This is a genomic window from Bartonella sp. AA23NXGY (assembly GCF_042197165.1).
Classification (GTDB): Bacteria; Pseudomonadota; Alphaproteobacteria; order Rhizobiales; family Rhizobiaceae; genus Bartonella.
The window spans coordinates 41,617-55,144 of sequence record NZ_JBHIRO010000003.1 but is presented as its reverse complement, the minus strand read 5'-3'; the positions used below and the strand labels follow the sequence as shown (position 1 = coordinate 55,144).

9 protein-coding genes and 1 pseudogene are annotated in these 13,528 nt (G+C 34.0%); 1 reads left to right on the top strand and 9 read right to left on the bottom strand.

Going from position 1 to position 13,528, the window contains the following annotated elements; translation table 11 throughout:
• Positions 1-258 precede the first annotated feature (258 nt).
• Positions 259-3,012: an autotransporter outer membrane beta-barrel domain-containing protein gene (locus tag ACFINY_RS02445; protein WP_375700792.1), complete on the bottom strand. Its 2,754-nt coding sequence runs from the start codon at positions 3,010-3,012 to the stop codon at positions 259-261.
• On the opposite strand from ACFINY_RS02445, the gene ACFINY_RS02440 reads away from it, so the two are divergent.
• The gene (locus tag ACFINY_RS02440; protein ID WP_375650624.1) at positions 2,990-3,289 is read left to right on the top strand and encodes a hypothetical protein; all 300 of its coding nucleotides are present in this window, start codon (positions 2,990-2,992) and stop codon (positions 3,287-3,289) included. The genes ACFINY_RS02445 and ACFINY_RS02440 overlap by 23 nt on opposite strands.
• A gap of 670 nt (positions 3,290-3,959) precedes the next feature.
• Here ACFINY_RS02440 and ACFINY_RS02435 read toward each other — a convergent pair.
• The 8 genes and pseudogenes from ACFINY_RS02435 to ACFINY_RS02400 all read right to left on the bottom strand — a co-directional run bounded on the left by ACFINY_RS02435 (position 3,960) and on the right by ACFINY_RS02400 (position 13,202).
• A complete protein-coding gene (locus tag ACFINY_RS02435) occupies positions 3,960-4,409 on the bottom strand; it encodes a hypothetical protein (RefSeq protein ID WP_375611505.1) in 450 nt (149 codons plus the stop codon).
• Between the two features lie 161 nt (positions 4,410-4,570).
• Positions 4,571-4,972 (bottom strand): hypothetical protein, encoded by a 402-nt coding sequence (locus tag ACFINY_RS02430; protein WP_375611504.1) that lies wholly within the window; start codon positions 4,970-4,972, stop codon positions 4,571-4,573.
• A gap of 362 nt (positions 4,973-5,334) precedes the next feature.
• Complete coding sequence (locus tag ACFINY_RS02425; protein WP_375611503.1) at positions 5,335-5,748, bottom strand: hypothetical protein; 414 nt, start codon at positions 5,746-5,748, stop codon at positions 5,335-5,337.
• A 214-nt stretch (positions 5,749-5,962) separates the two neighbouring features.
• Positions 5,963-6,259: pseudogene (locus ACFINY_RS02420) on the bottom strand (hypothetical protein); the annotation flags it as partial.
• Positions 6,260-6,978: 719 nt separating this feature from the next.
• Positions 6,979-8,361: an amino acid permease gene (locus ACFINY_RS02415; RefSeq protein WP_375611502.1), complete on the bottom strand. Its 1,383-nt coding sequence runs from the start codon at positions 8,359-8,361 to the stop codon at positions 6,979-6,981.
• A gap of 449 nt (positions 8,362-8,810) precedes the next feature.
• Positions 8,811-9,170: a hypothetical protein gene (locus ACFINY_RS02410; protein WP_375611501.1), complete on the bottom strand. Its 360-nt coding sequence runs from the start codon at positions 9,168-9,170 to the stop codon at positions 8,811-8,813.
• Between the two features lie 398 nt (positions 9,171-9,568).
• Positions 9,569-11,107, bottom strand: coding sequence for a histidine ammonia-lyase (gene hutH, locus ACFINY_RS02405; protein WP_375611500.1), 1,539 nt, complete (start codon positions 11,105-11,107; stop codon positions 9,569-9,571).
• A gap of 1,318 nt (positions 11,108-12,425) precedes the next feature.
• The gene (locus ACFINY_RS02400) at positions 12,426-13,202 is read right to left on the bottom strand and encodes a class I SAM-dependent methyltransferase (RefSeq protein ID WP_375611499.1); all 777 of its coding nucleotides are present in this window, start codon (positions 13,200-13,202) and stop codon (positions 12,426-12,428) included.
• Between the last annotated feature and the right edge of the window lie 326 nt (positions 13,203-13,528).

Genomic DNA, 13,528 nt, shown 5'->3' with positions numbered 1-13,528 from the left:
TGATAATTTATCTTTATTCATATTGAATAAGAACCCCGATATTGTAGGATTTTCTCATTTTAATCTGTTTATCAGATGGACAAATTTTTTAAAGCATTTGAGAAATGCTATAGCAGATAAAAATAAATCAACATGATATTTTCATATTTATTAAAGCACATGGTACCATTATTAAAAAATTCTGCACAAACAATGGTTTTAATTCCGATAGTAGAACAAGACTTCGAAAATCACATTTATTATTTTTAAAAAGATTGCTTAAAAATGATAGCGCAATCCACCAGAAAAACGAACTCCAGAAAAACCAGCCTTGGTTAACCTATGCTGATAGCTAAGATCACTGTGAAGTGTAACTTTAGAAGAAAACTGTGAATTGACACCCAAGCCAACTTCTAAGGAAGAACCAAAAGAACTCAACTGAAAAACATCTTTAAAATGAACAAATTGTTCTTTACCAAAACAATGAGCAAGATGAATATTGCCATAAAAAGAAATGATACGATCCTTTTCAGAGGCTGTAAATGTTTTACTTAAACGCCCACCAACACGCATAAACCATTGATCTATTTTTTTCATCTCAACATCAAATCCATCAATATCACGAAACTTATCAAATTGAAGATGTTGATAAATAAGCTGAAGTTGCGGATCAAAAATAAGATCTTTATATCCTGTCATAGACACTTTACCAGCAGAAAACGACACGTTCAAAGGATTTGCTTTTAATGTCGCCGTCTTACCCCAAACACGGCTACGCACATCCCCTTTAAACAAACCATAAGATAAAAAACTATCTATATAAAAATCAGTGTAATGTTTCACACTAGCATATGCCGTAAATGACCATTTATTAAATGTACTCTTTTGACTTTGTTCCACGTTATGAGGTTGTAAGGAAAGCTTTCCATAGGTTCCCATAATCCCAAAAGATGTCGTACTATATGCACGCTCTATTGTTTTGAGCAAAATATCTGTTTTTATAGCGTTATAATCAACATGACCATCGTACCCATATTTAAGTGTAGAAAGATCTGAGACATAACGATAACTCCCACCATAACCGTGGACAGATAAAGCAAAGTTCCCTTCAACTTTTAATAATTTACGAGGAATAGACCGCCTAACTTGCAACTGCTTTTGTTGATGACTCATATCCATGAGCCCAACATGAAACAACGCATTTGGTAACAAAAGATAGGTCGGAACTTGTGGAACAACCTCTCTGACCTTTAACTCAGAAGGGGGAATAGCAGGCACCTCTAAAGCAGGCTGAATATATTTACTTTCAAGGCGGAAATCCCAAAAATCTCCATCTCCTTCAACCAATCTTTGAGAAGTTTGTGCATTTCCAAGAGCAGAAGCTGGACCATAAGCATGAAGATAATATTGGTAAGGCAAACCCTCTAATGCGATATAAGCACGATTTAACTGAAAAGAATCCTCTGCCGCTTTTCCAGAAACCTGAATAAGTGAAATACTATGAGCATTTTCACCGGTTGCTATCTCACCCTGATTTTCTGCAAAAAATTGCACATAAACTGTTGTTTTTCCAGAAACATCACCATGTATTAAAAGCCGATCAGTTTTTGTATTATCGAGCAAACCATCACTACTGAGATGCGTATTGAGATAAATATCTGCCCTATCTTGCGCACTATAAACTTCTTTTTCTCCCTTCCCAATATGAAGTGTCTGATACTCCTGAAACATTGGAGTCTCAAAAGCAATAAAACTATCAGAAACTTTCACAAATGAAATAGACGAACTTGTACGGTTTGCAACTTGCAAATCGATCTCTCTTCTTTTTGTCAAAAACCATTTTGATCCCCCTGTTAAATAAAGCTCAGCAATAGAATCATCGGCAACACGAGTCCCTCCTATCAATGAAGAAGAATTAGCCAAAATCGCTACACTTCCCCCCTTTTTAGCTGTTAATAATAAGTCACCAAAAATTTTTGTACCTTCTGTTACTCCAATATAAATACGACTGTTATGACTATGAACAGCTGTCCCATCTGGAACCTCAAAAATCGTCCTTTTCAAAAAGACAAGCCCCTGTTCATACGCATCATTTTCCTCATCCCTCTCAAAATACATACCATGTTTGTTACCTATTGCTTTAATTGTTGAATCTTCAATATTAACCCGCGAAATTAAAATATTTCCTTCCCTGCCGTTATTGGATGGCGTGTTAGAATCTTGTCCAACTGTTAAAACATGAACATCCGTAGAAATAATATTCGTATTTTTTACATAAACAGAACCCTGATGTTTTACATTGAAAACTGTATGTGTAATTTTTTCATTTGTATTTTCTTTGTCTTCTGTTTTTTGATATTTTGAAGCAATGGTAACACCATCTAAAGTCGCACTCCCCCCTCTCCCCACATAAAGCGCAGCAGCATCATTCACATCAATAAATCCACTTTTCATCTGAATACCCGCATCAGCACTAACGAAAAGAGCACTCTCTTGACCGATACCCAAACCTTCCACTTTAATTTTTGTATTCGTTAACGTAACAGATGCTCCTCGCTTCTCTGCATAAGCAGCAATCTGAAAAGCCTCAATTGTTCCACGATCAACCTCAATCATTCCATTATCAGCTTTAAGACCTATTGATACATTTTTAAAAGCTGAATCGCTCAAAACAATTTTTCCCCCTCGTGATACAAAAACACCATAAATATCTTCTATACCCGCAGTCCCTTCAACCTCTACACGCGTTGCCTGAATAACTGTATTTGGCTCCTGCACTACTATAGCAGCAGGTAACATGAGAGAACGATCCTCCCCATTCTTTTCTTTAACAGGCGCCGTGAATTTATATACTTTATCACTAATTGTATGCTTTGAACCATCACTGCATTCATAAGGTAATTTGTTTTTGTCACATGACAGTGATGTATATGAATGAGAATGTGCCTCAATATTTATATTTAACAAAAAAGAAAAAATAGCTGCTGTAAAAACGCACGAATACAAGTGATTGTTAGATACCTTGATTATCATTGTTTTTCAAAACTTTCTTTTTTCAACAAAAACAAAAAATGCTGGCAAAAAAATAAACCACAAATTAAACACAACAAGAATAAAACAAACAAAATTATTTTATTTTTTTTATGATAAAATCATAGCATTCAATAATATGTTTTGTGTTTTATGTAAAGAAAGAACAAAAAGTTTAAAAATACCATTTAGGATGAAAATCCCTTTAAAGAATGCATCTCAAAAACCGCTGGAAACTGCAATTACAAAAGGCCAAAAAACCAATCTTAAAAAAACGTGAAAAAATGCGAATTTTGAAGAGATATAATATTCAATTTATCTCACCACCGAAAAATAAAAATACAACAAAATGAGAATAACTTCTAAGATTAAACGATTAAAACGTTTTAATAAAACACAGCACAAAAAGATACAGTATACGAAATCTATAACCGCATCATCTCTTCAACTACAACAAAAAAACAAGAAATTGCACACTAATGTATAAGCTAATGTACACAATTTCTATATTAAAAATGCTAGATATCTAACAAAGAAATTTGAATAAATAAAAAACTTCTCCTAATACCCTATCATCAATGATTTGAATTAATAAATGTAATATTTTAGATCTTTTGATAAAATCTAAAACACAGTAAAACACTCACCATTCTGAACTTAAAAAACACCAAAATAAAATTTCATCAAAATTAGCTCTATGAAAGCTATCTGTTTATTATCGTTAAAGAAGATATTTTAGCAAAGCTATTATTTGACATTCTTTATATGGAATAAATTTCTCTAAACAACAACTCACTATCCTCCGCTAGCATCATCTGATAACAACACTATTGCCAATCTCGTAGCTGATGAATATAACTACATTAGAGAAAAAGAGCTATATCTCTCTTCTCCCGTTTAATATTTTTATTTAATTATTGCTTTAAAAATTAATGTTCTACTGTTGATGATCACTTGTGCAAAGCTTTTTTTATTTTCTGGCGCTTTTTATCATTTTCAAAACGTAACATCAAATCTCGCTCTTGTTGTGTCGAATTGGTTACACCAAAAGTATCATTGTCCATAACCTGCTGATACCCTGCTACCATTAAATTGACTAAAAATGAATCACTTCGCGGCGTTGATGAAAAATAGATTCCCTTTGAATCTTGTAATTTGTACCGATAACCTGCTTTAGTCATGCACTCATAAACTGCTGCAAAATCACTTGCACGCGAATCCATATTTTTAGAAGAAGCGTAGATTGGTTTCCAACCACATTTTGACAGTGCTTGTTGGACCATAGACTTACTGACACCAGACTTTTCCCATAATTCTAACGTCGATGGGGGAGGTTTGCTAATACACCCAGCAGAGCTTAATAAAATTATAGCAATCAATAATTTCAATGTTTTTTTCATTTCCCCCTCCGTCAATATTTACGATAGAAAGACTGATAAGTCTTCTAATATTTTCTCACACGCAAGATGACTTTTGTTAGCATATAGATATTGAAGAAACAATCCCACCCCCCATGCAAAAACAAGAATGGAAGGATTTTTGATTACAGCAGCCTCAATACTTAAGGTTGACATTCAGGTTGTTCTTTATGCTCTTGACAATGAGGACTATTCAAACGCCTCTCTACACTTCGCTGAGGAATAACTGCATCAGGCTGACAAATTGGAAGATTTTTATATTTCTCACACCACTTCATTCTTCCCAATTTATCTTGGAAACCTGCTTGGATCATACATGCATTCACAGACTCCTCAGCATTGAATTTCTCATCAGTACTTGTTTCTGTATCAAGACGACCATCAAGATGCTGTATTCCACATTCTAACAGAGCTTTTTTGATCTCAAGCTGATCAGCACCGGATTTTTCCCATGCATCTACAGCTGTTCGAGAAGGCTGCTCAGGGTAGCATCCAGCCATAACAAATAAGGTTATCCCGCTTAATAATTTTAAAATCTGCTTCATTTTCCTATCCTTGAGTAATTTTGATATTACGAAACAATCTATAAATTATTTTACATACTGTTTTTTATTTCCAAAACAATGATGAACATTATCAACCTATATTATTTTATCTTTCCGAAGATTATGCCATAATTATTATATCAAAAATACGGTAAAATTATTACTAAAATCATCTATCTATCAACGATATGCTTATAATTATTATCAATATTTTGATTACAACCAAAATAGATATTTTATATTATTGCGCCAACAGTTGTGGTACCCATAAATAAATAGCATTGACATGCTGAATTAAGCCCCCCGCGTACGGGTATGAGAAACATGAAGGTAGGGATTGTGATCGTCACAAACAGCAAGACTTAAGGTTTGCATTCAGGTGCATTTTTATATTTTTTACAAAAAGGGCTGTTCAAGCGCTTCTTGACACTGCGCCTCGGGATGACAGCGCCTGAACGACAAATCGGCAAGTTTTCGGCTCTAAAAGTATAACATGGCCCACCCGCTCTTGCTACCTCTTCATCTTTATAGCGGAAACCTGATTGAAGCATGCAAGCATAAATTGTTGCTTTTGCATTGATGCTCTGCTTTCTATTTTCTGGATCGACATCATAAGGAGTTGGCATACCACATTCTAACAAGCCTTTTCCTATCTCTGTAAAATCTGCTCCTGGCTTTTCCCACGCACTCAAATACCCTCCAGGAGTTTTATTAAACTGACATCCGGCTATACTCAATAGAGTTATCGCACTTAATAATTTTAAAGTTTGTTTCATTTTTTACTCCATGATTTAATTCAAGGCTTTTGTTCTAAATGAAATGTGCCATAAAACTTTTGGCATTTATAATCCACATCTCCAAGACAGGTATGGGAATTTATGGGATTTGTAGCCACTCTCTACCATTCTATCAAAAAGTTACTACCAGCAGGTATTGTCTCGTAGGTATAGCCATTACCGCCAATCCATCGGCTTACAAAGTCATATCTATACCCATCAAAAAACCTGTTTCATGCGTCTGTGAATGGCTGCTATGATGGTCTGTCATGCCAACAATCGTCATACTTTCCCCCATTACATTAATATCTTGACCAGAAATCAGATGAGAAGCAATAATCGTAGCATCTCATTGTACATCCATATCAACATTGCCTGTTGCCTCAAGGATAGAGAGAATTGTTGTTGTGTGTGTTCAGAGCTATTGGAAGATTTCTCGTGTAAAAAGCCACTTTCCGATGATTTTTTTTTGCTGGTTGTAGTGTTCTTGAGCGCATTTTATGGTAATATCGAATAATTTTTCACCGAAATACAGTTGCGGAGTGCATTTTGTCCGCCTCCACTTGTGATAAAAATTACTCTTGTATCAATATTAAAAAAATAAGTTTGATCCTTCCTCTTGTGAGAGCAATAAGAATCGTAAAACTGTCACACGTTCATTGTTCTCTTTAATTTACTCTTCTATGAAATTTTATTGTAATACCTTGCTGCTGTTTATTAAAGTTTTTGTAAAAACAATGATACAATGCCTCATGTAACTTTGTTATCCACTATTTTCTACCAACGCCAATCCTCTTTGAGAAAAAATACATAAAGAACTTTATCTTCGCTTCTAAAAGCAATAGTAATTTTCTAAACAACAAAATTTAAACAACCAATTTTTTAAAGAGCTAAAAAACAATTCTTACAATAACTTCTTTCGTAAAACAGAACTTCATTAATACGTTTAGAAAAAGATATCTGCCTATAATCTTGTATCTGGTAAAATCTATTTGCGCTGTTAGGCATTTTAACCTGAAAGACTTATATTGATGGCACAGCTCACCATCAAAAAACGTCTAATATTTATATGATTTGGTCGTTACCGTAAGCAATGGCTCACAAAAACTTCCAAAGCAAAATAATAACGAGCAGATTTTTTCAATCTAGATTGTTCTAACCTTTAGAGAAAACAATCAAACACCTGTTCTCCTGATGACATCAGCTATTTGTTTTGAGTTTTTTCTCTATTCACATTTTATTCAGCTTCTTTTGCTTAAAATTATAAAGTTTAAGTACATAGAAACAAACAACAAGCCAAGCAATCCAACTAACACCTATAATTAAAACCGGTCGTGTCTCATCAAAATACCATAAGAGAATAAAAATAAAAACCATAAATAAAATAGAAAAAATCGACCCTATTGGCCAAAATGGAATGGGAAATTTTAAACCATTCTGTGCTTCTTTAGGCATCTTAATTCGCATAGAAAATTGTGAAAGTAGAATCATCATCCAAACAAAAACTGTCGCAAATGTTGCCATTGCGGCAATAAGAAAAAAAAGCTTTTCATGATAAAAATAATTAAGGACAGCACCAAGAAGAAAAATACCGAAGATCATCAAAATAACAAAAACTGGTATACCGTTTTTTGATAAATATTGAAACTTTTTTAAAGCATAACCTTCCTGCGATAAACCATGGATCATACGACAAGCACCATACATTCCACTATTCATTGCTGAAATAGCCGCTGTAACAACAACAATATTTAAAATATTTGCTGCATATGAAATCCCAAGATTTTCAAAAATGGATACAAAAGGGCTATCCATGAGACCAATCTCATTCCAAGGATAAAGAGACATTAAAATAGCTAACGTCATGACGTAAAAAAGCAAAATACGAACTGGAGTAGAATTAATTGCCTTTGAAATCGTTTGATGAGGGTTTTGAACTTCCATGACTGCCATGCCAATGATTTCTATGCCACCAAAAGCAAAAACAACAACACTAAAGCAAGCTAAAAAACCAAACCAACCATTGGGAAAAAGTCCACCATTTTTCCATAAATTATGAACAGTAACGGTAGAAAAATCTGCACCTTCACCCCACCCCCAAAAAATAATTGCTATTCCTAAAATAATCATCGCAATGATAGCGATAACTTTAATAGAAGATAGCCAAAACTCTAGTTCACCATAGACTTCTACAGCCGCTAAATTAATACCTGTGATGATTAATGTAATACTCAGTGCCCATACCCAAGGAGCAACATCAGGATACCAAAACCCCATATAAGTCGCAAAAGCTGTAATATCAGCCAAACCAACAAGAATCATCTCAAATACATATGTCCATCCCGTTAAAAAACCTGCTAATGGTGATATGTAATTTGCCGCATAACGAGCAAAAGAACCAGGCAATGGATTATGAAGTATCATCTCTCCTAGAGCCCGCATAACCATAAAAATAGCTAAACCAGCAATACAATAGGCAATCAAAACACTGGGACCCGCAAGCTTAATTGCCTGTGCAGACCCATAAAAAAGACCTGTTCCAATAGCAGAACCAAGAGCTAAAAAAATAACTTGGCGCTTACTCATACCCCGTTTCAGTTCATTTATTGCCATTTCTTTCCTTACTTTTTGAAATGCTGACAATCCACACCACGATAACAGCCCTATGATAAATAAAGCCTCATGTTTCTTTCACAAATATATTTCAAAAAACATCGAAGACCAGCCAGTCCAACACTTTGCTCTAAACAATGAAAAAATACTTTTATTGCGAATTATTCAGCTTTTATAGCCTACAATTTCGTATTATTTTATTCAAATAAAGTGATAATGAATTTTTTCACAATTGTCATTTAATTCATTTCGTATTCTCTAGTTTTTTACAGAGAAAATTAACCTTAATGTAATCTAAACTTTTAGGCTTCTATTTCGGTGCACTGAAATAGAAGCCTAAAAATTCATAACAAACACATTAACTATGCATACAATTAATTTTTTGTTACTTTAAGCAAACTTTCTTTGAGCCCATAAAACAAACTTTTTATGCCAATTGAATAGCTCAATCAATGATAATACGAATCTCGCAAGTCTTCAAAAGCATGAGAAAATTTATCTACAACCCATCTTTTAAGGACTCCAGCTGCCTTAACGACAAGCTTTCCAATGAAAAAAAAATATACGATAAAAAAAGCATCTTTGATTATTGGTCCGATGATAGCGTTCTCATTACCTCTGGGAATTTGCCCTGAGATAGCAATAAAATCTTTGTTTTTCGCTGAAATAAGAGGCTCTTTCTCTTGAGCCACTATCATAATGAAAACTTCCTCTTGAAAGCTAGCTCTCCTAAAATTTGCATGAATCTCAAGAATTTGAGAAAAAAAAAGAACTGTTATTGAAACACATAATTTAGCACTTTTAAACATTCTTTTCTCCTTTTTTATTTTAAATATCAAAAATGAACTATAAAATTCATAAAGTATTAAAAATAAGAAGAATATAAAATAAAAATTTTATTTTTACTTGATACAATACATATATTATAATTTATATTTATAAAAATACAATATCACGAATATATAATTCGTATATATTATTTAACTTATATTAAAATTTCTGATATAAATCAGAAAATATAGGTGCTTTAATTTTATAGTTTCTATAAAATAACAAAATATCTAGTTAACTACAAAAATCAGATATATACAGTAATAAATATATAATTTATTAAATAATTCAAATATAGCATTTCTCCTCTATATTTTCATATGAGGAAGTTTCAAAATTCAATATCCCCCCTTCAGCATTGACCTTAAAACAAATACTATTGAAAACTTAATGAAGGAAAAATTGTTTCTGGTAAAACAGATAATAAGTGCCCTTCACGCACAAGTATATGTGCTTGATGAAGATCTGGAGCCAGATAGCGATCTTCCTTAAGAGAAGCAACATTTTTTCGTAGACATTCCATAACAGATTGCAAAAAAGTACTTGTTTTTAAAGGTGCACGATATTCAATTCCTTGTGCTGCAACAAGCGTTTCAATACCAATAAGTGTAAAAAGATTTTCGCTCATGACCAATAACCGACGCGCTCCATGGCAAGCCATTGAAACATGATCTTCTTGATTGGCAGAAGTTGGGGTTGAATCAACGGAAGCAGGATGGGCCATTTGCTTATTTTCAGACATTAAAGCTGCCGCTGTTACTTCAGCAATCATAAAACCTGAATTAAGACCCGCATTATGTGCTAAAAAGGCTGGAAGTCCATAAGAAACTGCTGGATCAACCATAAGAGCAATACGCCGTTGAGAAATAGATCCTATTTCACATAAAGCAAGAGCAATCTGATCAGCAGCAAACGCTACAGGTTCAGCATGAAAATTCCCACCTGATACAACTTCACCATTCCTTAAAATCAATGGATTATCTGTAACAGCATTTGCTTCAATAATCAGTGTTTTTGCTGCTGCCAGCAAAATATCAAAACATGCCCCCATGACCTGTGGCTGGCAACGTATACAATAAGGATCTTGTACACGCTCATCCCCCTGTAAATGTGCTGCACGAATTTCTGAATCCTCTACAAGTTTTTCTAATGTTTTCGATACGGCAATCTGCCCATAATGTCCTCGTAAAATATGGATATCAGGATGAAATGGCGCCGTTGATCCCATGATAGCATCTGTCGTCAAAGCCCCTGCCAACAATCCACCACACAATGCCCGATAACCTCGAAAAAGACCAGCAAGTGCAAGGGCTGTTGAGGTTTGAGTCCCATTAATAAGAGCTAGACCTTCCTTTGCCTCTAAAATAATAGGGGACAATCCCGCTTTCTCTAATGCAACCGCCCCACTCATACGAATATTTTGAAAAAATGCTTCCCCTTCTCCCATCATAACAGCCGCCATGTGAGCAAGTGGAGCTAAATCACCTGAAGCACCAACAGACCCTTTTTCAGGGATGACAGGAATGACGCCTTTTGCAAGCATATTTTCCAGCAAATTTACCAATTCTAGACGAACTCCTGAAGCCCCTCTTCCTAAAGAGATAAGCTTTAAGCTCATTATCAAACGCACAATATTTTCAGCTAAAGGCTCTCCTACCCCACAACAATGGGACAAAATAAGGTTTCTCTGTAAAACAGCGACATCGTCCGCATCAATTTTAATGGAAGCCAACTTCCCAAAACCAGTATTAATACCGTACACAGGCTCACTTCCAGCAGCAATTTCAGCAATGCGCTGAGCCCCTTTCTCGATAGCTAAATGCGTGTCATTATGAAGTTTACTTACTTCACCATTAAAATAAATAGCTGCAAGCTCACTAAGCGTCACCTCGCTCGGTTTCAGTATAATAGTCATAATTTACTTTCTTTTTTTTTATCAAAGTATAACGTTTAGCATTATTGATCCTTCTATAAAACAAAAAAAACTATAACGACTCTTTAAAGCGAGAATGCTTTCTTAAAGGTATTCCTTACAATGGAATTATTATCCAAAAGTAGAATAGTTGACGATAAATGAAAATGAAATATTGACAAACACAACCAAGGTCATGGATTTTAAAAATAGATAACGCATTAATTTATAATTATAATCTAGCATGATTCATATTAAATGAGAGAGCTGAATATCTTTAGACTCTCTCATTCCAAATCTGTGTATGTTGAATCAATCAAAACCATTCGCTTGCACGTCATAAGCGAAATTGGCGTATGGATAAACTGTACAAAAAAGGACTACTCCTCTTATGAGCCGTGTCAAGAGCTGTCACAACATTGGGAAATGACAAAGTGTGTGATGGTGCAGGCTTATTCTTTTATGAAGCGTAAAGATGGAGAACTCAATGGATTTATCATCAAGCTATTCCTACTAAACTTATAAAAATCTTAAATAGATAGCTGTCACAATCTATCATGATTGCAAAAATTAAACTCTATAGAAAATTAAAAAACTTATTCAACACATCACAACAGAGAAGAAATTGAGCTTATTTGCCACTTCTAAAATTGTATTTAAAGCGCCAGATTAAATCTTGAAAAACACATCTTCAATAAAACCACATAAGAATCGGCCTAACCCGTTATTTAAAATAGAAAATAAAAGAAGTTTTCTTATATCAAAAAAAATAATTAATATATTGTTTTATATTATATCTTTTAAACAGAGAAATGCTTCATATAGCATATTTATATTTTACTTTTTTGTTATACTGAATCTAAATTTAGAGATAATTTCAAAATGAGTTGTTTTTTTAAGGTTCTTCCAAGCCATTACCTTTTTTACTACAAATTTCTGATTATGATAATTTTTTGTACTTTTTCAGTTGTTTTTGTCAAAATTTATTAAAAACACTCTCATTTAATAACAAAAAACAATCATAAAAACAAAGAATTATCAAATATTTCTATTCAATCTACCTCTTTCCATTTTATAAAATAATCTGTTGTTAAACTGCAGTAAAGAAAGCGCTTCGATGCTATAATGCAGAGCATAAGTTTTCTATTTAAACTCTCTCATATTAAATGAACAATGAAAATCAGCGGTAATAAGATGTCAATGTGAATGCTGAAGAAGAAAAAACCTTTCTCTCTCAAAGTCTGACTTAATAAGGCGTTAATTTTCTGAATACCGCCCACTCTGATGTGTTAAAAGAGCAAAAGCAATCATCGATATCGGATTATCCTGCATACATATAGAGCTCACTTTGATACAAAAGCTCCAAATTGCCTTGCACTTCATATTTCTTTATCAATGCGACCAATTGCCGCAAATATTCTTCCCCATAGCAAGCAATAGCGCGTTGCACTTGCGTTGAAGAGCGGCTCATTCCAATAAAAGCTTCAGATGGGATCATCATCGTCCAATTGTGCGTATGAAAAGAAATCTTTTCTGTATCTACCCCAAAGCCATCACTCATTTCCTGTAAAAAATCAAAATTACGATAATAACGGGAATAATTTGGACTCATCTTCTCTAACAATGTCTCATAAGCCTCTAGAAATTCGCTATGCTTGAAATCACGATTATTTTGAATAACCGCCATGACACCATTGACCCGAAGTTGATCTGAAATAACGCGAAGCAATTTAGGGCGATCCATCCATTGAAATGCCTGCGCTGCAACGATAAGATCTACCTTGCCTATTTGAGGCAATAGATCTTCGGCTCGGCCCTGATACCACCGCACGTTCGGAAATTTTCTTCGTCCCTGCTTAATCATATCTTCCGATACATCAATAGCATGATATTGATGCTCGTTGCCTAAAAATTTAACAATCCCCTCTAATGCGATGCCTGTCCCAGCGCCTATATCCACGATGGACAAATTCTTTTTGTTCTTAAAAGGAAAGAGCATGGTCTTAAATAAAGTAAGGGGATAGCGAGGACGATAGCGATTATAATCATCAGCCAATCCGTCAAATTTTTCACTTTGCTGTTGGACACTTTCTATCATAGAACTTTGTCTCTCCTTACAGTTGCTGATATACATAATTAAAAAGTCTTTTTATCCAATACGTTAAGCATAACTTCTAAAGGAAGAAAATAGGAACTGCCCTTACCTTCTATTTTTCTATAAAATTGATCCTTACATTTTTCTCTTTTCCAGTTATTATCTGCACATTTTGAAACCCAAAACTCCTACGAAAATAATATAATTTTCTGTAATAATAATTAATATGAATATTATTGATCTTTTATAAGATGACATCTATATTACTATTATTATTTTAATATCAACAAGTCACTTAAGCGTACCTAAAACGCAGAGAGATATCAATT